The following is a 23183-nucleotide window of genomic DNA, read 5'->3' as shown; positions in this document are numbered from 1 at the left end:
ATCCGACAGGCTCACGCCGTTTCTGACCGCGAGCCTGTCATTTCGCGGGAAGCGATCGCGGTAGCCCGAACCAGGGCAGCACGCTGGCCTCGAAGCGGGTCATGGCGCTGATCCGGTCGCCGGCCAGGGTCAGCGCGTACAGGCCGGTGCCCCGCCGGATACCGTCCGGGCCGCGCAGATAGGCGCCGAACGCCGGCTGGCCGTTGGCCCGCGTTGGCACGAGGTCGAACCTGCGGCCCGCGCCGAACAGGGCGGCGCAGAACCGACCCGCGACGTCCCGGCCCTCGTACTCGAAGGGCATCGGCGGCATCGAGATGAAGACGTCGTCGGTCAGCAGGGCCACCAGCGCGGCCACGTCCGCGGACTCCCACGCGCGGGTGAACCGCGCCACGATCGCCTCCTCGGCGGGGGAGCCGGCGGCGACCGGCGGCTGTCGGCCTTCGGCGGGCGGCAGGCGGTGCCGCAGGCCGGCACGTGCCCGCTTGAGGGCGCTGGTGACCGACTCGACGGTCACCTCCAGCATGCCGGCCACCTCGTTGGCCTGGAATCCCAGGACGTCGCGCAGGATGAGCACGGCGACCTGGCGCGGCGGCAGCACCTGCAGGGCGGTCACGAACGCCAGCGAGACGGCCTCGGCCCGCTCGTAGCGGACCTCCGGGCCGGGCGGCGCGTCGGCCGTGGCTTCCAGGAGGAAGTCGGGGTACGGCTGCAGCCATACGACCTCGCCGAGCCGGGTCGGCTCGGGCGCTTCCAGATTGGGCACGTTCCACTCCTTGGCGGCTCGCCGGCCCGCCGCGCGGCGCGCGTTGAGGCACCGGTTAGTGGCGATCTTGTACAGCCAGGTGCGCAGCGAGGCTCGTTCCTCGCTGAAGCCGGCGAGGGCCTGCCAGGCGGCCAGCAGCGTCTCCTGGAGCGTGTCCTCGGCGTCCTGGAACGATCCGAGCATCCGGTAGCAGTGCACGTGCAGTTCCCGGCGGTACGGCTCGGTCAGCTCCCCGAACGCGCCGCCATCCCCGGCCCGTGCCCGTGCCATCAGGTCCGATCCCGCCGCCTTCACAAGCGCCTCCCTCATCCCGCACCTGTCGTGTCTCCGCTCCGGTATGTACACCGCTCGGGACGCGAACTGGGCGGCCCGCGAGCGCCCAGTTTTCCGGGTCCGCGGGGTATCCATCATCGGCCGCCCGGACGGTGCGGCCGCCCGGACGGTGCGGCCGCCCGCGTGGCGCCCCGGCCGCAGCCGCGGCTGCGGCACCACCCGTGACGTACCACCCCGTGAACAACGAAGGAGAGCCGAAGATGGGAAAGATCGTCATCAGCAGCAACGTGTCGCTCGACGGAGTGGTCCAGGATCCGGACGGTGCGGAAGGCTTCGACCGGGGCGGCTGGTTCGTCCGGTACGGGGGCGCGGACCTCGACGAGTGGAGCAAGCTCGAGCACGCCGAGGCGCTGAGCACCGAGGCCCTGCTGCTGGGCCGGCGCAGCGACGGGTGGTTCGGGGCGCGGTGGGCGTCCCGGCCCGGCGAGTGGGCGGAGCGGCTGAACAGCCTGCCCAAGTACGTCGTGTCCTCGACCCTCCAGGAGCCCAGCTGGACCAACGTGACGGTGCTCAAGGGCGACGTGGTCGACGAGGTCACCAGGCTGAGGCAGGAGCTGGACGGTGACATCGTCTGCTACGCCAGCTATGAGCTCGGGCGCACGCTGATCGAGCACGACCTCGTGGACGAGCTGCGGCTGGTCCTCTTCCCGGTCGTGGTCGGGGCCGGGAAGCGCCTCTTCGGCGAGTCCAGCGGCGCGAGGCCGTTCCGCCTCGCCGGCAGCCGGACGGTCGGCAGCGGCCTCGTCCTGCTGACCTACGAGATCGTCCGGGACGCCTGAGCGCCGGAGGAGCGCCAGCGTTCCGGCGAACTCGCGGGCGCTCTCCCGGCGCGGACGGCCGGGAGAGCGTCCGGAGCGGGATTCATCGCGGGGCGCCCGCGGTCGCCGCCACGGGGGCGGCGTCGGGCACCGGGCCGCGCAGGCGCGGATCGCTGGTCTTGCCGCGCCGTTTCCACCGCATCGCCGGGGCCTCCACCAGATGCCATGACGGCACCGCGAGCGCCAGCGCTCCGAGCAGGCTGAACACGATGTACGGGATCAGCCCCCAGCGGGCGCCGCCGAACAGCACGACGAGTTGCTGGGCCGGGAAGCCGTAGATGTAGATGCCGTAGGTGTAGTCCCGACCCCGGCCCAGCCGGGCCACCCGCGAGGGCAGCGCGACCGCCAGGTACAGCACCAGGTACGCGACCACCGGTGGGCCGATCGCGATGAAACCGCCCCGCCACAGGGACAGCCCCAGCAGCGCGGCGGCGATGGTGGCGAGCGAGCCGTGCATGGGGATGCGGTGCGCGTAGAGCCGGGCGACCGTACCGAGCAGGAACAGGAAGCCGAGGTAGAGCATCCACTGGGCGGCCAGGTACCCGAGCAACGGGAACGGGCCGATCGCGCCGCGCGGCAGCGGTCGGGTCGTCCAGTCCGAGGCGCTGACCAGGTCCTTGACGATGAGCAGGTAGCACACCCCGGTGAGCAGCAGCAGGGCCCGGGGCGCGCGGCGCAGCACGCCGGTGACCATCAGGGCGCCGATCGACGCGTAGAACACCAGGTCGTACCGGAGCGTCCAGAGCGAGCCGTCGAACGCGGACGGCCCGTGGCCCTCCCGCCCGTACGGGGTTCCGGACAGCAACCCGGAGATCGGGAACTGGTTCATCGAGCCGAACCAGTTGGTGGTGAGGTAGTGGAACGGGCCCTGCGAGTGACCCCAGAATCCGTGCAGCGTCCCGTTTTCGTAGAGCGCGGCGAGCGGGGCCAGCACCAGGGCCGTGACCAGCAGGCACACCCAGAGGCCGGGGAAGACCCGCAGGAAGCGCGACCAGGCGTAGCGCCAGAACGACGTGCGCAGCGCGCTCTCGGTGATGAGGAACCCGGAGGCCAGGAAGAAGCCGTAGAGCGAAACGGTGCCCAGGTCACTCTGGCTGGAGGTCAGGCCGTCGCCGATGCTGGGCAGCCCGAAGCCCAGCGGCTTGGCGTGAGCGATGATCACATTGCACGCGAGAACCATGCGCAACAGGCCGAACGCGTTGCGGTGCGGGGAGTACCGGTCCGCCAGGGTCGGCAGCGGCAGCCTGGGCAGGCTCCACCCCGCTGGCCGCCCCCGGCCCGGTCCCCGCGGCTCCCGAGAGGATGGGCGCGGCGACGATGACCGCGGCGACGATGACCGCGGCGACGATGACCGCGGCGACGGTGAGCGCAGCGACGACGAGCGCAGCGCCGGCAGGCGCAGCCCTCCCAACCTGTACTCCCGCACGGGCAAGCTCCCTCGTGACGGCCGATGGGCGATCGGCGACGGGTCCTCGCGCCCGCGCCGGCCTTGATGACCGGCGCGGGCACGGGTGCCGTTCGGGTCGGCGAAGGGGGGCCGATCCGGACATAAGGGAGATTATTCCGATTCCGCCGCGCGGTGGCCGGCTTTCGGGAAGATGAAAAGGCTGTGCTTTCCCGCACCCGGCGGATCGTCCGCGCCCGGGTCACCGCCCTCCCGCACCCGGTCACCCGATGGTCACCACCCGGGCCCAGTCGGGCGGCGCGGGCGGCACGTAGTCCGGATCGTCCTCGCCCGAGTTTCCGCTGCGGGGGAACAGCCCCACCACCGTCCGGCACGCCGGCCGCGTTTCCGGCCAGGGTGTCTGCCCGTCGGTGAGGACCACCACCACATCCGGGCGGGGGCTGGTCCGCATCGCCCGGGCGAAGCCGCTGCGCAGGTCCGTGCCGCCGCCGCCCATCAGCGGGACCCCCTCGGCGCGGCACAGCGGGTACGCGACCGAGGCCGCCGCGTCGCACGACAGCACGGAGACGAGGTCCCGCCGGCCACCCACCGCCCGGCCGATCGCGGCGACCTCCAGCAGTGCGCTGCCCAGTTCGGCGTCGCTGACCGAGCCGGACGTGTCGATGACCACGCAGACCCGGGGCGGCTTGCGCCGCAGGATCGGCAGGACGACACCGGGCAGCGCGGTGGACCTGCGCGACGGCCGGCCGTACGAGTAGTCCTCACCCACTCCCGGGGCGGTGGCCGCCGAACGGACGGCGGCGCCCAGCAGTTCCCGCCACGGCTGCGGCGGATGGAACGCCTCTTCGGCCCACCGCCGCCAGCCATCCGGTGCGCTGCCCGGCCGGCCGGTGATGCCCCGCGCCACCCGGAACCGGATCGCGTCCCGTTCCTGCGCGCTCAGCCCGTGCGCGCCGTCCGGCCCCAGGTCCCAACCCCGTTGGCGCCCGTCGGCGCCGCTGCCGCAGTCGAGCCAGGCCAGGCGCTGCGTGTACGGCCCGAGCCGAAACCTGCTCAGGTAGTCCTCCATCAGTTGACCCGGGCCCAGCCTGAGGTCTTCCGGCCGGACGGCTCCCTCGGGCCGCGCCAGCCCGTCCCCGTACACGTCGTCGTTGATCTCGCAGTCCGCGGCGATGTTCATCCGCAGCCGCTCGCCGGGTCCGGTCAGCCCGCGCGCGAGCGCCACCCGGTCGCTGCGCCCGTGGTGGTCGCGCAGCAGGTGTGAGACCTCGTGCACCCACACCCCGGCCAACTCCTCCAGCGGGGTCTGGTGCACGAACGTGGGTGAGACATAGCAACGCCAGTGCGGGTCCACCGCCATCGTCGGCACCGTCGGCGACTCCACCGGGTGCAGCGCGAACAGCGCCGCCGCCAGGTACGGCCGGGCCCGGGCGGCGTACAGCCGGGCGGCGTACAGCTTCTCCAGGTCCAGCGTGCGCGCCGTCATCGGCGGGTACCTGCGCCCGCCGCCAGCGGTGCCCCGGCCCGTGCCTCTTCCCGTGCCTTGGTGCGCGCTCCGGCCCGGTCCGCCTCGCGCGACAGCGACACCGCCCCCGCCAGCCGGTCGATCGCGGCCGGCACCTCCCAGTCGTCGCGGCGCAGCGCGGCGAGCGTGGCGGCCGGCACCACCACCAGATCCGGGGCCCCGGTCTCCAGCGCCAGCACCAGCAGGGCCCACGCGGCGTCCCAGCGGGACTGCTCCGGCCGCTTGCGTACCGCCTCCACCACGCCGTCGAGCACCGCCTGGCGCAGGTCTCCCCGCTCCGGCAGGACGGCCACCGACGGGTCCGCCAGCAGCGTCTCGGGGTCGGGCAGGTCCATCCGGTCCAGGCTGGCCAGCACCTCCAGCCCGGGTCCGTCCCCGACGGTGCCCCGCACGAGCATGGACAGCACGTCCCGGGAGGTGCCCGCCGCGGTGGCGAACGCGACCAGCCGCAGGGTCATCTCCCAACTGCGCGGCGACGGCCAGGGTCCGCCCCGGCGGGCCTCGTTGCTGGGCAGCCGGTGCACGAGCCCGGGCCGGGCGGTGAGGAACCCGCACACCGCCCGGCGTGCGAACGCCACGGACTCCCGCAGCCGCCCCGGATCCAGCCGGGGCAGCGCCGCCCGGGGCCAGGTCCCGCCGAGCCCGCGCACCACCACCTCGTGCTCGTACGTCCACTGTAGATGGACGAACCGGTTGGCCAGCGGGGCGCTGAGCTCCCAGCCGTCGGCCGCGGAGGAGCGTGGGTTGGCGGCGGCCACGATCCGCACGCCGGGCGGCAGCCGCAGGGCGCCGACCTGGCGTTCGAGCACGAGGCGCAGCAGGGCGGCCTGCACGGCCGGCGGCGCGGTGGACAACTCGTCCAGGAACAGCAGTCCCCGGCCGGCCCGGACCAGGCGTACCGCCCAGTCCGGCGGGGCCATCGGGACGCCCTGGACCGCGGGATCGTCGCCGACCACGGGCAGCCCGGAGAAGTCCGAGGGCTCGTGCACGCTCGCGATCACCGTGGTCAGCGGCAGGTCGAGGGCCTCGGCGAGCTGATTCAGCGCGGCGGTCTTGCCGATCCCCGGCTCTCCCCACAGCAACACCGGCAGATCGGCCGCCACGGCCAGGGTCAGCGCCTCAAGCTGCGGGTCGGGGCGCGGTTCGGTGACGGTCTGGGCAAGCAGGGAAAGCAACTCGGCGGAGACCTCCAGCCGCAGGGCGTTGTCCGCATTGGACGGTGACTCGGCGTTGGACGGTAGTTCGGCGTTGGGCAGTAGATCGGTGGCGGGCAGCAGTTCGGCGTTGGATAGTAGTTCGGCGGCGGGCAGCAGTTGGGTGGTGGGCAGTAGTTGGGTGGTGGGCAGTAGTTGGGTGGCGGGCAGTAGGCCGGTGGCAACGGACGGGGCAGAAATGGGCATGCGGCATCACCTTGGGGGGTCTTGGGGCCGCGCGGCGGCCGGAAACGAGAGAAGCCAGTGGAGTGGAGTCAGTCGAGTGGAGGTCGGGGGAGTGAGGTCAGGGGCGGCGCGGGTGCCGCGCGTGGCGCGGGTGGGTCCGCACCTCACGGCGGGTGTCCCGAACGTCCGTGGGCGGCCCGAGCCCGGCCAGTCCGGCCCGGAACAGCCCGTGGCTGACCCGCCGGAGCGCGGCCGTCTCCAGCTCATCCCGCAGGGCGCCGCCGCGCAGCAGCGCGTCGGGTCCGAGCAGGCTCTCGACCGTGGCCAGGGCGCCGGCGTCGTCGCCGTGATCCAGGCGGGCGCGGACACCCACCAGGCACTCCGGGTGCCGGTGCGCCTCGTCGATCGCCCGCAGGCACGGCAACGGGTTGCCGCCCAGCGCGGCCAGCAGCTCCTCGCGGCGGATCTCGGCCGGGTCATGGTCCAGCGGGACGAGCTTGCCGTCCACCAGACCGATCCGGTGGCGGTCGCCTCGGCACTCGACCAGGTGCGGATCGCCCGCGCCCTCCGGCGTTCGCGGCGCGCCGGAGGGTTGGTGGCCCGGTACGAGAGCCCGCGCGACCAGCGGGTGCAGCCGGCCGGCGTCGATCAGCCCGGCACGCAGCAACTCCAGGTCGGGCGGCACCCAGGTGGCCGCGTCGGGCAGCACCGGCAGGTCGCCGGCGCCACCCTTCGCGGGCGCGGGTGCGAGGGTCATCGCCGGCGGCCCGCCCGCGCCGGTGTCCCCACGCAGGCGCAGCACCAGCCGGTGCCGGCCGCCGAGCCGCACCGTGACGGCGTCGCCGCCCCGCCCCCGGTCGTCGAGCAGCAGCGCGGCCTCGGCCGCCCACCGCTCCACGGCGCAGCCGCTGCCCTTCGGTACCGGGTCGGGGGCGGCGGTGCCAGTGGCCGCGCCGGAGCCGGTGGCCGTGCCGGTGGCGGTGGCCGTGCCGGTTCCGGTGGCTGTGCCGGTGACGGTGGCCGGCCGCCCCGCGCCGGAGCGCTCCCGCAGCTCACCGGCCCGGTGCGCATCCCACAGGTGGCGGTGCAGGTCGAGGCGGAATCGTCGGTCCGGGTGGGGGTGCGGGTGCGCGTACGGCCCGTCCCCGAAGCCCGAGCCGTCCCACAGCGCGAGGCTGATCCGTTGTCCGGCGTCCGCCCACGCCGGTGGCGTGCGGGCCACCAGGTGCACGGCGCCGCCCCGGGAGCCGGCCGGACCGTAGCGGGCCAGGGAGACGGTCAGGCCCGGTCGTAGCAGGCCGTCCGGGGCGACCCTCGGCAGGTGCCAGCGCAGCAGGTCGGGGGCCAGTCGGCGCAGGTCGGCGCGGATCCGGTCGGCGAGCTGCCGGCCCCGCGTTCGGGCCACGGCGCGCAGGTTCAGGTCGACATCGACGCGTGCGGCGGCGCACGCCCCGGCCCAGTCGCCCACGGCGCGGCGGGCGGTCGCAGATTCGATCATTGGCGGCGGCACGGCGAACTCGCGCACGTGCAACCAGAGGAGAAGGCGGGATTCCTCATCCGCGGTAGGTGAACGCATCAGCACTCACCGTTTGCGGATGGGACCTCCCATCTGCACAAGAAGGTAGGCATCGTCGATCAGCGTACAACGCTCCGCGCCGGATGTCAGGTACGGGGACCGGAGCCGGCAGCCAGCGGCTCCGCGACGCGGCGGGGTCTGGACTCGTCGCGGCGAGTCTGGACTCGTCGCGGCGAGCGAGAATTCGTTGGCCTCTTCGCCCAGGATCGATCACGATCTTCCGATGGAATCCGAACTGGTGACGCATTACGGCATCGACGGCCTCGAAGACTCCCGCCTGCGCCGGTCGCCACACGGGAGGCTGGAGTACCTGCGCACGCGGGAACTGATCCGGCGCTGGCTGACCGCGCCCGGCGCCCGGGTGCTCGACGTCGGCGGCGGCACCGGCGTCCACGCCGCGTGGCTGGCCGGCGACGGGCACGCCGTACACGTGGTCGACCCGGTCCCGTCTCACGTGCGCGCCGCCGCGGCCCTGGACGGGGTCAGCGCCCAGCTCGGTGACGCGCGCGAGCTTGAGGTCGCGGACGGCAGCGTCGACGCCGTCCTGCTGCTCGGCCCGCTCTATCACCTGACCGAGGCGTCGGACCGTGCCCGTGCCCTGGCCGAGGCGGTGCGTGTGCTGCGCCCGGGCGGGCTGTTGGCCGCCGCCGGGATCAGCCGGTACATGTCGCTGCTCGAGGTCGGCTCTGACGGCCGGCTCACCGCCGAGCTGGAACCCTCGGTGCGCACCGTCATCACCTCAGGCAGCTACGACGGCCACGTCGGCTTCGTACCGGCGCATTTTCACACCGCCGAGGAACTGCGGGCCGAGGTCCAGACGGCGGGGCTGGTGGATGTCACTGTGTACGGCGTCGAGGGCCCGGCCTGGCCGGCGCTGGACGCGGCCGGCATCGCGGCGTTCGACGGCCGGATCGAGGCGGCACTGCGCGCCGCCCGCGCCGTCGAGCAGGACCCGCTGCTTATCCACGCCAGCGCACACCTGCTCGCGGTGGCGCGCGGCTAGCGGACCAGGTGTCCCGTTCTCGCGCGGTGGGACGGTCAGTCGGCGTAGCCCGCGGCCGCGGCGAGGCGCGTCGCGTCCGGCGTGCGCAGCCGGATCTCGATGGTGCCGGAGGTCGCGGGGTTGAACCGGCCGACGTCGGCGACGATGAGCAGGCGGTCGGGGCTCTCGACGCGCACCTGGACAGCGTCGCGCAACGGGTCGCTCAGGGGTACGTCGACCTCCTTGTGGCGGCCGGTCCACACGAGCAGGCGCTGCCGAGTGACCGCCACGGCGCCGGCCACCGCACGTTTTTGGAAGGAGACGAACTTGCCGGGGGCCCGGTAGTGCCGGAGGGTGACCGTGCCGCTCAGCCCCTCGGCGATGATGGCGGGCTGGTCGGCGGCGAGGGCGGCACGCAGGTCGATGGGCAGCTGCCCGGTGCCGAACAGCAGGCGCTTGACGAGATTCACCGGTGGGATCCTCCTTCGCGCGGTAACCCCGGATCAGGGTGGCACGTCGCCCGCAGGATCGTCCATGCCGGCCGGTGCTGTCGTTGGCCAGCAACGCGGCGACGTGTGGGGCCCGGCCGGCGCGCGTGACGGCGCCGGCCACGATGTGGATCACTCCGGATCGGCCGGCCGGATGGCGATCGACACTCGCCCGGCCGATCGGTGATTAACGCGGTCCGTCACGGGCATCGCCGCCGTGGCGGGCTGCTGTCCCGCCGGGGATCGGACGGTGGATCGGATCGGACGGTGCCGATCGGGTACCGGAAGCGGAGGGCTGTGCAGATGCGGGAGGGCGCCCCGGTCGTTGCCGGGATCGACGGCTCCCCGGACAGCCGGGCGGCGGCCGAGTTCGCCGCGGCCGAGGCCGAGCGGCGGGGCCTGTGGCTGCGGCTGGTCCACAGCGATGAACGGCACGACGGCGAGCGGCACGACGGCGAGCGGGACGGTGACGGGCAGCAGGGTGCCGGGCGGTACGGCGCCGGGCGGCGACCGGTGCTGCCCTCCGACGTCATCGAGGGGACCGGGCCGGCCGACGCGGGGGAGGAGGGCGGGTCCGGGGACGCCGAGGCGAATCTCGACCGGCTCGCCGCCGACCTGCGCGGCCGCCATCACGGGCTGCGGGTGGAGTGTGTGATGCGGTCGGGGGACGCCAGCGGGGTGCTGGTCGACGAGTCGAACTCGGCGAGCCTGCTGGTGCTCGGCTCACGGGGCCTCGGCCGGCTCAGCAGCCTGCTCAGCGGGTCGGTGTCCGAGCAGGTCGCGACCCACGCGCACGCCCCCGTCATCGTGATGCCCGGGCGCGTCGAGTCGCGGCCCGCGGTGCGATCCGGGCCCGTCCTGGTGGGGGTCGACGGGTCGGACTCGTCGGCGGAGGCGATCGGGTTCGCGTGCGACGAGGCCGCGAGCCGCGGCGAGCCGCTGCTCGCCCTGCGGGTGTTCGAGGTTCCGCGACGCACCAGGGAGCAGGCCGAGGAGGCGCTGGAGGCCGCGTTGGCGGACCGGCTCGGTGGGTCCCCGCCGGTTCGGGTGCGGCGGTTGGTGGTGGAGGCGTCCAACCCGACCGAGGCGCTCCTGCGCGTCGGTCGGCAGGAGGAGGCGAGCCTGGTGACGGTCGGCTCGCGTGGCCGGGGCGGGTTCGCCGGGCTGCTGCTCGGCTCGGTCGGGCGCGCCCTGCTGAGCCACGCCGACCGGCCGGTCGCGATCGTTCACCCGCGCGCGTGACGGTGCGCGCCGCCCCTTGCGCGCGGCGCGCACAATGGGCGGGCTGACCGACCGCCGGAGGTACCCCATGCAGCCGTACCAGCCATTCCAGGGCGTTCTGTTGATGCCGGGGCGGGCGCCGTTCGGGACGGTGTCGCCGGTGACGCTGCCCGATGGGCTGCCGGTGGCGCACATCCGGTGGCACAACTGGTCGATGCGGGCCCGCTTCGAGATCCTCGACGGGGCTGGGGCGGTGGAGTTGGCGCACGGCGGCCGGCAGGGGATGCGCCGGTACCAGGTGCTCGGCCCGCGCGAGGAACCGCTGCTCCACCTCAAACTGGGTCTGTTCAGCGCGGCCCGGCGCACCACCGTGACGCTGCCCGACGGCAGGGTCCTCTCCGCCAACGGCAACTGGTCGGGACGCAGGTTCGCCATCACCGACCAGTCCGGCCTGCCGGTCGCCCGCATCGCGACGACCAGCGGCGTCTTCGCCCTGCGGGCCGACAGCTTCGCGTTCGAGTTGGTGGCTCCGGTGTTGTCGATCGTGCAGGCGGTGGGTCTGGCCCAGTGCATGCGCGCGGCGGTGGAGTCCGCCCGCCGGGTGGCGTCCTCCTGAGGCCACCACCGTTAGTATTCGAGGATGGCAGTCAGTCGCGTCGTGCCGGACCTACAGTCAACCGACCTGCGTGCGGCCACCACGTTCTACGTGCAGGTGCTCGGCATGGAGATCGTGATGGACCACGGGTGGATCGTCACCCTCGCCGATCCTGACAGGCCAGAGGTGCAACTGAGCCTGATGACGCACGACGTGTCGGCAGGCGTGGTTCCGGTCGCCTCGGTCGAGGTCGACGACGTGGACGCGGCTTACCGGGCCGCACGCGCCGCGGGAGCGGAAATTGTCCATGAGTTGACCGACGAGCCGTGGGGAGTTCGCCGGTTCTTTGTCCGCGATCCGGCTGGGCACGTGATGAACATCCTCTCGCACCCCCGTTGACGCCGCAGAATTGGCAACTACGAGCGACGATCGACTAGATCGGCGCGCCCCCGACGCGTCGCCGGTGCTCAGTGCGTGAGGCCGGCCGGCAACGGTTTGGTGTGAAGGATGACCAGCTCGCCGACGGCCCGGGTCAGGGCGACGTAGAGCCGGTTCATGCCGCGGGGCTCGGCGGCGACGATGTCGGCCGGCTCCACCAGCACCACCCGGTCATACTCCAGACCCTTGACCTGGCTGACCGGGATCGCGTTCAACGACATGGCGAGCCGATCGGGTGCGATCACCGCACCGCTCTCCCCGGCGACCGCCGCGGCCAGGTCGTCCACCCGGCGGATCTCCAGGGTGCCGCCGGGGCGGAAGGACCGGGTGGGTTCGATCCCCGGTGCCAGGGCCCGGGCGGCGAAGTCGGCGATGACCTGCGGCACCCGGTACCCGGTGGGCAGGTCGAGCGTCCTGACCTCGTGCTTGCCCAGCCGCCGCACCAGTTCCGGCCAGGACTCCACGGCCAGCGGATGGGTCGCCTGACCGAGGTCGCCCACGACGGTCATCGAGGCGTGAGCCGCGTGCCGGGCGATCATCCGGCACTCCATCGGCGACAGGTCCTGCGCCTCGTCGAGGATCACGTGCAGGTACACGTCCTCGACGGGCTCCTCGGCCTCGGCGACCGGCAGGGGCTCGGCCAGCACCGGCACGTAGCCCTCCTCGCCGTACGGGTCGAAGCCCTCGCTCCAGCCGGTCACCTTGTGGCCCTCGCGCAAAATGATCGCGGCCGCCCAGCGCTGCGCGCCCCAGTAGTCGTTGCTGTCCATGGACTGTCCGGACATCGCCATCGGGGTGGCCAGGCCGGGCGCGAACAGCTGCCAGCCGTCGTTGAGGCTCCAGCTCACCACGAAGGTCTCGGCCAGGCGGGCGCCGCTGCTCAGCTCCCGCAGCTTCCACTCCGGCACCGCCTTCTTCGGCGTCTCCGGCCGGCCGAGGATCTCGGCGAGCTCGTCGAGCAGCGGAACGTCGTCCACCGTCCACTCCCCATTCTGTGCGGGGAGGACATCCTGCGGGGTCAGCGGCGGCCACCACGCGTTCAGGAAGGCGTCCGGGATCTCCTTGCCGTCCAGCATTCCGGACAGCACCTTCGCCGCAATGGCGCGGCCGCCGTTGAGCCTGATTCCGAGCGCCTCGCAGCGCTTCCTGACCTCGATGCGTGCCCTCGCCAGGTCGTCGGCGTCGAGGCTGCGCAGGCGGTCCGGCGCGTTCGGTGGGGTGTCCCACGCCAAATCGGCGAGTACCCGCACCATGCGCAGGTCGCCCTTCACGCGGGCCACCTCGGCCGGGTCGCGGCGCGTGGCGGTGACACCCTCGAACAGTTCGCCGATCGCTCGCAAGTGGACACTGTCCTCGCCGAGCCCGGGCAGCACCCGGCCGATGTATTCGGTGAACACCGTCGACGGTCCGACCACCAGCACCCGGCCGTCGGAGAACCTGCCGCGATCGGTGTAGAGCAGATAGGCCGCCCGGTGCAGCGCCACCTGCGTCTTGCCCGTGCCGGGGCCGCCGGTGATCAGGGTGACGCCGTGGGCGGGGGCGCGGATCGCCTCGTCCTGCTCGCGCTGGATAGTGGCGACGATGTCACGCATGTGCTCGCCGCGTCTCCTGGTCAACGACCTGAGCAGGGCGCCCTCGCCGACCACGCCGTCGACGTCCTTCTGGGAGAGGACTTCGTCATCGAGCCCGACCACCGAGGGGCCCTCGCACACGATGACGCGCCGGCGATCCACGCCGAGCGGGTCGCCGGGAGTCGCCCGATAGAACGGCGCGGCGGCGGGCGTACGCCAGTCCACCACCAGCGGCTCCCGGTTCTCGTCGCGGACCCCGAGACGGCCGATGCGGTACACGTCGCCGTCGTCGAAGTCCAGCCTGCCGAAGACGATGCCTTCTTCCTGACTGTCCAGATCGGACAGTTTGGCGGCGGCGCGCAGGACCATGGCGTCGCGCTCGACCAGCCCGGTGACCGGGCCGGACGTCGCGCGGTTGTGCCCCTCCGCCGTCAACTCCCTCGCCTGCGCGCGCATGAAATTCAGGCGCTCGTAGACCTTGTCGACCACCTGTTGCTCGATGGCGAGCTGCTGTTCGAAGGCGATCTGCTGTTCTGTCTCGGACACGTGGGGCTCCCTCTGCCGGCACGACCGCTCGCGGGCTTGTCGAGAATATGTGTCGGTCGGGAGCGCAAAATCAGTATCCGGGCCGATTCGGGCGACTTGACTGGCCGATATGATGGACATGGCGGAGGAAATGAGATGCTCGAAAACCCGCCTGATCCCGACTCCAGGCGCCGGGCCAAGCGCCCGCCTCCGGGCTCAATCCCTCCGCCTCCGGCGCTAGGGCCCCGCCCCCGCGCTAAAGCCCCCGCCCCCGCGCTAAAGCCCCCGCCCCCGCGCTAGGGCCCCGCCCCCGCGCTAAAGCCCCCGCCTCCGGGCTAGATGCCCCCGCCTCCGGGCTAGATGCCCCTGGTGGGCGCCGCCGCGGTGGAGTCCGCGACACTGGCGAGCGCCTCCATCAGGGGCAGTGGGTTGATGTAGTCGCGGTAGGACTGGATCTGACCGTCCCGGACCCGGAACACGGCGATGACGGTCTGGTGGAACGGCGCGCCGGTCGCGATGACGGTTCCCCTCGCCTCGTACTCCACGATGATCACCTCCGGATCGGTGGTCTCGTGCAGCACCACATCCTGGAATTCGTCGAACCTGACGAACGACTTGCCCGTCTCGGTGAGGAACCTGTGGATCTCCTCGCGTCCCCGCAACCGCGCGGGCACGCCGGCGGGCCGATACGGCCACTCGATGTATCCATCGGGAGCCATCAATTCCACGAATGCCTCGACATCCACTTCGCGGCCCACCCGCAGCATCCGCTCGACGATCTCGCGTGAGGTGACAGTCATCGCCCAGACCTTTCGTTGAACGCTCGTTGATTGAACGACCGTAGAACGAAAGGTCGGCCCCTGTCAACGCCCGTAGAATGAATGGGTGACCGATCCGAGCGCCCGCCCGACCCGAGCGCAGCAACGCCGCCAGACCGAGGCCCGCATCCTCACCGAGGCCCGCCAGCTGTTCGCCGAACTCGGCTACGAGCGCACCACCATCCGGGCAGTCGCCAGGGCGGCCGGCGTTGACGCCGGCCTTGTCATGCACTACTTCGGCACGAAGGACGAGCTGTTCTCCCGCGCCGCCATGCTGCCCGCCGATGAGTTGCCCACCGGAAGCGCCGACCAGCTGGCCGAGGCGTTGCTCGACAGCGTCGCCAAGCGCCTCGTCAGCGAGCCGGCGGCCTCGCTGGCCGTTCTGCGTTCCATGCTCACCAACGCCGACGCCGCCGATCGGTACCGGGCCGCGGGGCAACCCCAGCTCAGCCAGATCGCTGCCGCGATCCCCACCCCGGACGCCGAGCTGCGCGCCAACCTGCTCAGCGCGATCGTCCACGGCGTGATCATCGAGCGCTACCTGCTCCGGTTCGGCCAGCTCGCCGACGCCTCGCCGGAGCAGATCATCGACCTGCTCCGCCCCTGCTTCCAGACCCTGGCGACAATGCCCGCGCCATCGTCAACCGACGACCCGTCAACCGACGGGCCCTCAACCGATTAATCATCGACCGGCGGGCCAACGACCGGTCAGCGGAGGACTCGCCAGCCATCGACTCGCCGGCGGGCCGACGCTGGTTGAGGGCGCCGCGCCACGACTGCCGCGCCACGACTGCCCGCGCCACGACTGCCGCGCCACGACCGCGGCGGCTGCCGTGGCTTTGTCTCGCCACGGCAGCCGCCGGCTCGATGCGGTCAGCTCTTGAGGGTGAAGCCTTTTTGCACGCGCGGATCGCGCGAGTCAGAACCCACGTAGACGGTCCGGTCCCCGGTGCCCACGATCCAGTTGTTGGCGGCATCCGCCCAGGAGGACAGCTGCTGCTGGTTGATGTGCAGCGTCACCGCCTGCGAGGCGCCCGCGGCGAGGGTGATCCGGCTGAACCCGACCAGTTTCCGCAGCGCCTGCTGGACGCTTCCCGGCAGGTCCGGCGACGGTCCAATGTAGACCTGCGGAGTCGCGGAGCCCTTCACGGAACCGGTGTTGGTCACCGTGAAGGTCACGTCCACCCCGCTCGCCGAGGCGCTACCCTTGATCGACAGCTTGGAGTAGCTGAAGCTGGTGTACGACAGGCCGTACCCGAACGGGAACAGCGGCTGTACGCCGTGCTCGTCGTACCAGCGGTAGCCCTCGTAGATGCCGTTGACGGACATGCCGGTGATGGTCCGGTAGCTGGTCGTCGCTCCGGCCACGTACGGGCTGGGTCCGACCACACCCGGGTACATCGGACAGTTGCCGGTGGCCGAGGTGTCCGTGCAGTTCGGGTCGTACATCGGCTGCTGGGTGGCGCTGGCCGGGAAGGTGATGGGCAGCTTGCCGCCCGGGTTCACCTTGCCGAACAGTACGTTGGCGGTCGCGGTGCCACCCTCCTGGCCCGGGTACCACATCTCCAGGATGCCCTTCACGGCCGACGCCCACGGCATGAGCACCGCGTCACCGGTGTTGAGCACGACCACGGTGTTCGGGTTGGCCGCCGCCACCGCGCCGATCAGGTCGTTCTGGTACCCCGGAAGTTGCAGCCCGGCCGCCTGGTCCGAACCGCCCCGGTCCGAGCCTTCCTGCCCGTCGTCGTACGCGAACAGCACGACCTTCTTGGCCGTCTTCGCGGCCGCGACGGCCTGGTTGATCGCGGCGGCCTGGTTGTCCGGCGGCACCCAGCGCAGTTGGATCTGCGCGGGCGACGCACCGGCGACCACCCGCAGGTCCAGGTGGATCTGCTGGCCAGCGGTCAGCGTGGTCGAGTAACTCGCCTGCTGCAGCGCCGGGTTGGCCGGGTCGTGTGACCGCGCGGTCTCGGACAGCCCGGCGTACGAGGAGGATGGTGCCTTCGGGTACGCGCCGATGCTGACGCGGCGCTGCGCGGTGGCGAGTCCGTCCACGAACAGCTGGGAGCTGGTCTGGTTGCCGACGAACACCTTCAGCTGCCAGTTGGTGCCGCCCGGGTTGGCCGGCGCGGTGAGCAGACCGGACCAGCGGAACGCGGTGTTCGCCGGGATGGTCGACGCGCCGGTGTAGTTGACGGTGCCGTCCAGCTGATCCGGCGTGGCACCAGGATCCAGATCGAGCACCGGCTGGGCGCCCGAGGCCACGCTCGCGGTGGTGATCTCCTGGCGCAGTAGGCCCGGCTTGCCGGCGAATCCGGTGTCGGTCGAGGTGAGTGTCCAGTTAGGATACCCAGCGGCCGGATCGGGTGCGGACAGGGCCGAGGCCGGTACCAGCTGACCGTCCAGGTCGTACCCGGGCACGTAGGACACCGGGTTCGCCGCGCCGGCGGTGGCCTGGATAGCGGTCAGCGGGCTGACCGAGCCGTCGTACGGGGTGACGTGGGCGCTACCGCCGCCGCCGTAGTACGAGGCGACCGCGGTCGGGCCCATCACCAACAGGCCGCCCTTCTTCGCGTCGGCCTTTGCCAGCGGCAGCACCGTGTCGTCGTTCTTCAGCAGCGTCGCGCCGTCCTCGGCGATGGACTCGGCGGCCTTCGCGTCGCCGGCCTGCAGGCTTGCCAGGTCCGCTCGGGCCGGCACCCACGGGGTCGGCGCGCCGGTGAAGTGCGAGCCGTACTGGGTGCCCTCCAACAGGTCGGCCTTGTTCATCGTGGTCAGGATCTGATACACGGCGGTGTCGAGGGCCTGCTTCCACTGGGCGCCGCTGATCGCCGGGTACGCCGGGTAGTCGGCGGTGGCCGCCACGGCCGGGGTGCCGTTCTGCACCGCGTTGGTCAGTGCGGTGACGCTGAAGTTCGAGCCGCTGGACTGCTCGATGTCGTCGCCGTTGACCAGGTCGGTCGTCTTGTGCACGGCGCCCCAGTCGGACTGCACGAACCCGCCGAAGGCCAACTGCTCGCGCAGCACCTCGCCGAGCGTGGTGCTGTTGCCGCAGCCGTACACGTAGTTGACGCGGTTGTACGAGCACATGACCGAGCCGGCCCCGGCCTGGATGGCGGACTGGAACGCCAGCGCCTCGGTCTCGTGCAGGGTCTGGTCGTCGATGAGCACGTTGGTCGAGCTGCGACCGTTCTCGAAGTCGTTCTCGATGAAATGCTTGAGTTCGGTGATCAGCCCCTGGCTCTGCGCGCCGGTCACCTCGCCGGCCGCGATCTGCCCGGCCAGGTACGGGTCCTCGCCGAGGGTCTCGAAGTTGCGACCGCCAGTGGGGTAGTTGACCTCGTTGACCATCGGGCCGAGCCACACATCCTGGTCGGTGGCGCGCCCGGCCTGGCCGACCGTCTCGCCGTACTGCTGCGCGGCGGCCGAGTCGAACGAGGCGGCGAGCCCGACGGGAGCGGGCATCTCGGTCTCCACGTGCGCGAGCCGGACGCCGGCCGGGCCGTCGGTCATCCGCAGCGGGGGAATGCCCAGGCGCGCGACGCCGGGAATCCAGCCGGCCTCACCGACGCACCCGACCGCGGAGGCGGTGCAGCTGGCCGTCGCGGCCGCGCTGTTGGGCGGGTCGCCTTCGCCGTGCACCATGCCGATCTCCTCGGACAGGGTCATCTGGCCGACGAGGGACAGCAGTTGGCTGCTGGTGAGGGTGCCCTGCCCCCACCCGCTCTTCGCGGCGGTGGTGGCCGCGTCGCCGGTGGTGGGCAGGATCGAGGCGACGAGCAGGCCGGTCGCGGCGACCGCGGCGACGCGCCAGCGTCTGCCCTTTCTGGAAGCTTGAGGTAGCTGTGCACGGGATGGGAACACGAGAGGTTCCTCCTGGAGACGTCGTGGAGTCAGGCGGCTTCGCTTCAGGAACGGCCAGGCGCGTGACTCCGCCCGGCGCCGCCACGGCGCGGTGGGTCAGTGCGGGCGTGGGGCGGCAGGGCGTGAGGAACGGCGCTGGCAATGACTCATCCGGGTGCGCTGGCACCCGGCGACGTGTGCCGGCGGCGGATCAGGCGACCTGCCCGGCGGTGCCGCCCGGCAGGTACATCGCGCCGCTGGCGCCCTCACCGATCTGGCCGGAGATCGCCGAAGGCTTTGTTGTGTGACGGAACATATTCCTTCTTGTCGACGTGCGCAAGACTTACGTTTGCGAATGTTGTCAGCGGTAACATTTCCGCAACGTGCGCGCCGGCCCATCGACGCCCGTACACGTGGCGACCTGCCGATCCGGCCCCACCCACCGGCCCGGTGGTCACGGGCGGGCCGCCGGTGACTCTTGACCACGAAAGACAACCGGCCTTACCGTCAGCGCCGGATCGGCTCACCCCGGGTAGAGCTAGTCCAGGCATTCGGTCGGCCGGACCGGAGAGCCCCCAACAGCGGGCCGTGTCCAGGCAACCAGTCGGGACATGAACGCTGGCCGGCCGCGGGTCCGGCGCCGGTGCGCCGAACTCAGGCGTCCGGTTCATCGGCACCGGCCCGCGGCCGGCTTCCCGAGGCCGCCGACCAGCGGCCGGGGTCTGGACGGCCGCCGGCCCGCGGCCGGTCTGAGACGCGGCGCGGCCCGCGGCGCGATCTGGGAGGCCGCGGGGCCTTGCGGCGCGGTCTGGAGGTTCGCACGGCCCGCGGCAGATCCGGAGCGCGGGCGGCCCGCGACGGGGCGTTCGCGAGCCCAACGGGCGGCGGCGGGTCCTGCGCGGCCTCACCGGCTCGCGGCGGGTCCTGCGCGGCCAGCATTCACTTGCCGTCCGGTGCGAAATGACATTGACGAAGTTGAAATCCGACTTACGCAATAGCCATGAACTCTCGGGGGTTTCCGAACCGGCGTCGCTGAATGCCGGGGACGGGTTTTGCCGGCGGTGGCCGCCGGGGCACACGCGGCGCCGACGACGGCGCGGCAGCGGGAAATTCTCGTCCGCTGCCGCGCCCTCGCATCGCTATTCCTCGGGAAGCGCCCCGACGCCATACTTGGCGAACATCCCCAGCATGCGCTCGTCGAAACGCTCCGGCCCCCACGGCTGCACCTGTACGCCCGGTTGCGGCTCGTCGCCGCCCTCCACGAACAGCCCCTCCGCCCCGCCCGGGGCGTAGAAGAAGAGCACCTTCGCGGCGTGCACTCCGACATTCTTGAAGCGGTGACGGATCCCGCGCGGGACGAAGACTATGTCGCCCGGACCGGCGGTAAAGAGCCGGTCCCCGTCGAGGAACTCCAGCTCGCCGGAGAGCATGTAGAACGTCTCCTCCTCGCTGGCATGGGTGTGCGCGACCGGCCCGCTGCCGGGCGGAACGCTGGCCTCCACGATCCCGATCGCGCCGTTGGCGGCCGACGCCTGCAACCGGACGGTGTACACATCACCGGAAAACCATTTGGTGACGCCCTCGTTGGCGGGAATGTGCAGGCCGCCCCGCGTCGTATACCGAGGATCGGTCGTCAGGCCAGCTAATGGTATGCTCATTTTTCAATCCGCAATGTTCGTTCTTGTAACCGATATCGATCGGCGAACTCTCCGCCGATCCGTCGGGGTGCCGGTACTGTCCCGGCGGCAATACGGTAGCCGCGACCCCGGCCCGTATTCCAGCGATCGGCGGCCCGCGGAGTAGTGATGATTCGCATGGTTCGCCCGATGAACCGTTAGCCGAATCCGGCCGTTGTCTCCAGCCGACGTTCTGTTCGGGGGCGCCCGTGTTTGGGGCCGCCGTGTTTGGGGCCGCCGTGTTCGGCGCCCGTGCGCGACCACGGGGAGGGCCGCCGCGGCGACCCTCCCCACCACCCGTCTGTCAGTTACCAGAGAATCTCGACGAGGACCAGGTTGTACGGATCCTTGCGAGGCGCCGTGTCGTTGATGGTCACCCGGGTACCCGAGGCACTGGTGGGCCCCGTGGTCGACTGCACCCAGTAGGTGTCGCCCACCGAGTCGGTGGCCTGGTGCACCAGGGTCTGGCCGGCACCGACGGTCCGGTCGACCGAGGCCAGCCAGTCGTCGCCGCTGGCGAACACCCACGAGTTGGCGGCGGTGGTCTTCAGGCTCGCCGTCGGCGCGCCCTTCGAGGAACTGGCCGTGGTGACCGCGCCGATGCCGCTGGCCCGGTAGGCGGTCACCGTGACCGACTCGTTGTAGCCCCGGACGTTACCGGTCACATTGATGACCGCGTTGTTCAGATCGGAGGCTGCCTTCGCGGTCCAGACCTCGGCGTCACCGTGTACGCCGTTGGCCCGGCCGGCGAGCCGCCAGTCCAGACCGCCACCGGTGACCTTCGTCGTCTGGCCGTGAGCGCGGTCCGGGGAGTCGGCCGCCACGTACGCGACGATCAGGTCGCCCGCCGGTGCCGTCAACCTCGCGTGCGCCGAGTCGCGGCCGAGCGCGCTGGCGGAGGCGTCGACGCGCGGACCCGGGGCCAGGCGCAGCAGCACGGTGCCGTGCGCCGGGATCGAGTCCAGCGTGATCGCGCCGGCCACGGTCGTGGTGTCGTGTGACCACTGGTCGGTCGCGGCGTACGCCCGGGTCGGGTCGAGCCCCAGCGAGGCGAGCGACGCGCTGACGTTGGTCCACGGAGTGCTGCCCGCGTTGAACAGCGCCACCGCGGTGTCGCCGTTCGCCAATGGCTTGGTCAACGTCCAGTCGGGGTTGGTGCTGGAGCCGGTGACCACGGTGGCCTGCGCGCCCAGCGGGTCCTGGTCGATGGCGACGACCCCGGCGTTGTTGTACACGGCCAGGTTCTGCGGCGCGATGTTGACGATGTCGGTACCCGCGATCAGCGGAGCCGCCTCCATCGCCCACAGCCCGAACTCGGTCTGGCTCTCCGCCAGGGTGAGCCCGCTCTTGCCCGCCGATTCGCCGATCGGGTGCGATTTGGCCAACGGCGCGCTGATCGTGATGCCGGTACCGGCGCCCGCCGCGGTCGTACCCGCCGGGTGCGCCGCGGTCAGCGGCGGTGCGAAGCTGACTCCGGTGCCGGGCTGGCTGGCGTCGTTGACCGCCGCCCGGTTGGCGTGCGCGAGCGTGAGGGCGGGGGACACCGTGACACCCGTACCGGTGGCTCCGGCCGTGCCCACCGCGGTGATGGTGACGGTCTCCGCGTTGGCGCCGTTGTCCACGGCGAGGGTGTCGCCCACGGCGAGGTTCGCCACGCTGGCCACCGGGATGGTGGTGGCGCCGGCGGCGGTGGCCGCCGCCAGGGTGGTGCTGGTCCCCGCGGTGCCGACCGAGGTGATCGTGGCGGTCTGCGCGTTCGCGCCGGTGTCGATGGTGATTTGCTGGCCGGCCGCGAAGGCACCGACGCTGCCCACCTTGACGTTGTTGTCACCGGCCGCCGCCGCGGCCAGCAGCGTGGTGGACCCCGCCGCGGTACCGACGGAGGTGATCACGCCGCCCTCGACGTCACCGGCCGCGGCGGTGCCGATCCGCAGTACGCCACCGACGACCGCGCCGGAGACGCTGTTCACCTTGACGTTGGTGTCGCCCGGTGCCACCGCGCCGGCCAGCGTGGTGGAGCTGCCGGTGCCGATCTCCAGCATGTCCGGGTCGTTCCAGTGCCCGGGACCGGCGTAGGCCGCCAGCGCCGAGTTGGTGGTGAAGTTGCGCAGCATGCTGGAGAAGCTGGCGCTGATGTCGGAGGTGGTGCGCCACAGGTTGGAGATGGCCGGCGCCCAGGTGTACGTCTTCAGCCCGGTGTCGCCGAGCGTCGCCGACTCGAACACGATGGGCCGGCCGGTGGCCTTCAGCGCCTGGCTCATCTGGGTGTACAGGTATGCCGCCTTGTCGTCCCGGGTGGCACCCGGTACGTCCCCGAGCGGCACGTTGCACCAGTCGTCCTTGAGGTAGTCGACGCCCCAGCTGGCGAAGTCCTGCGCGTCAACGGTGTCGTAGGTGGCACCGTTGGGGCCCTGGTATGTTCCGGCGAGACCCTGGCAGGTGGCGGTGCCGGTGTCCTCGTAGATGCCGAGCTTCATGCCCAGCGAGTGCACGTAGTCGGCGACTATCTTGATGCCGTCGTTCAGGCCGGGCGCGCTGGGCGGGAAGAAGGTCGGGTCGGCGATGAGGTGCCCGTTGACCCGTCCGGCGGCGAGCTTCGCGGCCGAACCCGACACGTTACGACCGTTCATCCAACAGTCGTCGATATTGACATAATTGTATCCCGCTGCCTGCATTCCGTTGTTGTGCATAGCAAGCGCGGTCTGCTCGATGAGCGATGCGCTCACATTGCAGCCGAATGCGTTCCAGTCGTTGAATCCCATTGGCGGCGTCAGGGACAGGCCGTTGTAGGACGAGGACGGCGCCGCATCCAGGGCCGCCTGCGCAGATGCTGCGGCCGTTTGGGCGGGCGCTACGGCGGCTTGGGCCGGTGCTACGGCGGCCAACCCCGTCAATCCGACGGTCGTTGCTAGGGACAAGAACGCGGCGGCCGAGGTGCGCCGAAAGTGACTTCTTCGGGACGAATTTGCCGAATCTATTGACGTGCCAGGACTAACCCTCACGTAGCTTCCCCTTGTCTGGGTTCTCCTTGTCCGATTCGGCGCGCCAGGAGCATTTATATACCTGAACCTATTCGGCCTCAAGACCGACAATTGTCGAAGGCGAAGGCATGGCGAATGGGAATTCGCCGCATAGTATAGTTATACGTCGATGTTGGACAGGCCCTCGCGGGCTACGGTGGTGATCGTGCCGCGTCCCGCGCCCAGCCGTGGACCGTGCTCGCACGC

17 protein-coding genes are annotated in these 23183 nt (G+C 71.7%); 6 read left to right on the top strand and 11 right to left on the bottom strand.

From position 1 onward, the window contains the following. Positions 1-37: 37 nt before the first annotated feature. Positions 38-1072, bottom strand: a complete 1035-nt coding sequence (locus tag ABEA87_RS18095; RefSeq protein WP_345631002.1) for a sigma-70 family RNA polymerase sigma factor — start codon at positions 1070-1072, stop codon at positions 38-40. Between the two features lie 224 nt (positions 1073-1296). Between ABEA87_RS18095 and ABEA87_RS18090 the strand changes: the two genes are divergently transcribed. Beyond that, positions 1297-1875 (top strand): dihydrofolate reductase family protein, encoded by a 579-nt coding sequence (locus tag ABEA87_RS18090; protein WP_345631001.1) that lies wholly within the window; start codon positions 1297-1299, stop codon positions 1873-1875. An 82-nt stretch (positions 1876-1957) separates the two neighbouring features. Here the strand turns inward: ABEA87_RS18090 and ABEA87_RS18085 are convergent, their stop codons facing one another. The 4 genes from ABEA87_RS18085 to ABEA87_RS18070 form a co-directional block, all read right to left on the bottom strand. Beyond that, complete coding sequence (locus ABEA87_RS18085) at positions 1958-3340, bottom strand: acyltransferase family protein (protein ID WP_345630999.1); 1383 nt, start codon at positions 3338-3340, stop codon at positions 1958-1960. A 241-nt stretch (positions 3341-3581) separates the two neighbouring features. Continuing rightward, positions 3582-4805: a vWA domain-containing protein gene (locus ABEA87_RS18080; protein ID WP_345630997.1), complete on the bottom strand. Its 1224-nt coding sequence runs from the start codon at positions 4803-4805 to the stop codon at positions 3582-3584. After that, the gene (locus tag ABEA87_RS18075) at positions 4802-6244 is read right to left on the bottom strand and encodes an AAA family ATPase (protein WP_345630995.1); all 1443 of its coding nucleotides are present in this window, start codon (positions 6242-6244) and stop codon (positions 4802-4804) included. The genes ABEA87_RS18080 and ABEA87_RS18075 overlap by 4 nt, the downstream gene beginning before the upstream one ends. A gap of 97 nt (positions 6245-6341) precedes the next feature. Then, the gene (locus ABEA87_RS18070; protein ID WP_345630993.1) at positions 6342-7799 is read right to left on the bottom strand and encodes a hypothetical protein; all 1458 of its coding nucleotides are present in this window, start codon (positions 7797-7799) and stop codon (positions 6342-6344) included. A gap of 223 nt (positions 7800-8022) precedes the next feature. On the opposite strand from ABEA87_RS18070, the gene ABEA87_RS18065 reads away from it, so the two are divergent. Beyond that, the gene (locus ABEA87_RS18065) at positions 8023-8802 is read left to right on the top strand and encodes a class I SAM-dependent methyltransferase (protein WP_345630991.1); all 780 of its coding nucleotides are present in this window, start codon (positions 8023-8025) and stop codon (positions 8800-8802) included. A gap of 35 nt (positions 8803-8837) precedes the next feature. Here ABEA87_RS18065 and ABEA87_RS18060 read toward each other — a convergent pair whose 3' ends face one another. Next, complete coding sequence (locus ABEA87_RS18060; protein ID WP_345630990.1) at positions 8838-9251, bottom strand: hypothetical protein; 414 nt, start codon at positions 9249-9251, stop codon at positions 8838-8840. A gap of 321 nt (positions 9252-9572) precedes the next feature. Here ABEA87_RS18060 and ABEA87_RS18055 point away from each other — a divergent pair, with 321 nt between their 5' ends. The 3 genes from ABEA87_RS18055 (at position 9573) to ABEA87_RS18045 (ending at position 11484) form a co-directional block, all read left to right on the top strand. Continuing rightward, positions 9573-10511, top strand: a complete 939-nt coding sequence (locus tag ABEA87_RS18055) for a universal stress protein (protein ID WP_345630989.1) — start codon at positions 9573-9575, stop codon at positions 10509-10511. 67 nt (positions 10512-10578) lie between these two features. Next, positions 10579-11106: an LURP-one-related/scramblase family protein gene (locus tag ABEA87_RS18050; RefSeq protein ID WP_345630988.1), complete on the top strand. Its 528-nt coding sequence runs from the start codon at positions 10579-10581 to the stop codon at positions 11104-11106. Between the two features lie 24 nt (positions 11107-11130). Beyond that, positions 11131-11484, top strand: coding sequence for a VOC family protein (locus ABEA87_RS18045; RefSeq protein WP_345630987.1), 354 nt, complete (start codon positions 11131-11133; stop codon positions 11482-11484). Between the two features lie 68 nt (positions 11485-11552). Here ABEA87_RS18045 and ABEA87_RS18040 read toward each other — a convergent pair whose 3' ends face one another. Next, positions 11553-13640, bottom strand: a complete 2088-nt coding sequence (locus ABEA87_RS18040) for a HelD family protein (RefSeq protein WP_345630986.1) — start codon at positions 13638-13640, stop codon at positions 11553-11555. Positions 13641-13975: 335 nt separating this feature from the next. Beyond that, positions 13976-14419: a nuclear transport factor 2 family protein gene (locus tag ABEA87_RS18035; protein ID WP_345630984.1), complete on the bottom strand. Its 444-nt coding sequence runs from the start codon at positions 14417-14419 to the stop codon at positions 13976-13978. An 85-nt stretch (positions 14420-14504) separates the two neighbouring features. Here ABEA87_RS18035 and ABEA87_RS18030 point away from each other — a divergent pair, with 85 nt between their 5' ends. Next, the gene (locus tag ABEA87_RS18030) at positions 14505-15119 is read left to right on the top strand and encodes a TetR/AcrR family transcriptional regulator (protein ID WP_345630983.1); all 615 of its coding nucleotides are present in this window, start codon (positions 14505-14507) and stop codon (positions 15117-15119) included. A gap of 191 nt (positions 15120-15310) precedes the next feature. Here the strand turns inward: ABEA87_RS18030 and ABEA87_RS18025 are convergent, their stop codons facing one another. The 3 genes from ABEA87_RS18025 to ABEA87_RS18015 all read right to left on the bottom strand — a co-directional run bounded on the left by ABEA87_RS18025 (position 15311) and on the right by ABEA87_RS18015 (position 22718). Further along, complete coding sequence (locus ABEA87_RS18025) at positions 15311-18301, bottom strand: beta-glucosidase (RefSeq protein WP_345630981.1); 2991 nt, start codon at positions 18299-18301, stop codon at positions 15311-15313. Between the two features lie 1118 nt (positions 18302-19419). Continuing rightward, entirely contained in the window at positions 19420-19938 is a 519-nt protein-coding gene (locus ABEA87_RS18020) for a cupin domain-containing protein (protein ID WP_345630979.1), read from the bottom strand. Positions 19939-20264: 326 nt separating this feature from the next. Further along, positions 20265-22718 (bottom strand): hypothetical protein, encoded by a 2454-nt coding sequence (locus ABEA87_RS18015; protein WP_345630977.1) that lies wholly within the window; start codon positions 22716-22718, stop codon positions 20265-20267. Positions 22719-23183 lie beyond the last annotated feature (465 nt).

Origin of the sequence: Rugosimonospora acidiphila (assembly GCF_039543385.1) — a bacterium.
In the GTDB taxonomy this organism is placed as follows: domain Bacteria; phylum Actinomycetota; class Actinomycetes; order Mycobacteriales; family Micromonosporaceae; genus Rugosimonospora; species Rugosimonospora acidiphila.
This window is presented reverse-complemented; position numbering and strand designations above follow the sequence as displayed.

What these genes read in the sequence shown, in the direction of transcription:
- ABEA87_RS18095 (WP_345631002.1), bottom strand. Translation starts at nt 1,072, where the DNA reads ATGAGGGAGGCGCTTGTGAAGGCGGCGGGATCGGACCTGATGGCACGG.
- ABEA87_RS18090 (WP_345631001.1), top strand. Translation starts at nt 1,297, where the DNA reads ATGGGAAAGATCGTCATCAGCAGCAACGTGTCGCTCGACGGAGTGGTC.
- ABEA87_RS18080 (WP_345630997.1), bottom strand. Translation starts at nt 4,805, where the DNA reads ATGACGGCGCGCACGCTGGACCTGGAGAAGCTGTACGCCGCCCGGCTG.
- ABEA87_RS18075 (WP_345630995.1), bottom strand. Translation starts at nt 6,244, where the DNA reads ATGCCCATTTCTGCCCCGTCCGTTGCCACCGGCCTACTGCCCGCCACC.
- ABEA87_RS18070 (WP_345630993.1), bottom strand. Translation starts at nt 7,799, where the DNA reads ATGCGTTCACCTACCGCGGATGAGGAATCCCGCCTTCTCCTCTGGTTG.
- ABEA87_RS18065 (WP_345630991.1), top strand. Translation starts at nt 8,023, where the DNA reads ATGGAATCCGAACTGGTGACGCATTACGGCATCGACGGCCTCGAAGAC.
- ABEA87_RS18055 (WP_345630989.1), top strand. Translation starts at nt 9,573, where the DNA reads ATGCGGGAGGGCGCCCCGGTCGTTGCCGGGATCGACGGCTCCCCGGAC.
- ABEA87_RS18050 (WP_345630988.1), top strand. Translation starts at nt 10,579, where the DNA reads ATGCAGCCGTACCAGCCATTCCAGGGCGTTCTGTTGATGCCGGGGCGG.
- ABEA87_RS18045 (WP_345630987.1), top strand. Translation starts at nt 11,131, where the DNA reads ATGGCAGTCAGTCGCGTCGTGCCGGACCTACAGTCAACCGACCTGCGT.
- ABEA87_RS18035 (WP_345630984.1), bottom strand. Translation starts at nt 14,419, where the DNA reads ATGACTGTCACCTCACGCGAGATCGTCGAGCGGATGCTGCGGGTGGGC.
- ABEA87_RS18020 (WP_345630979.1), bottom strand. Translation starts at nt 19,938, where the DNA reads ATGAGCATACCATTAGCTGGCCTGACGACCGATCCTCGGTATACGACG.
- ABEA87_RS18015 (WP_345630977.1), bottom strand. Translation starts at nt 22,718, where the DNA reads ATGGGATTCAACGACTGGAACGCATTCGGCTGCAATGTGAGCGCATCG.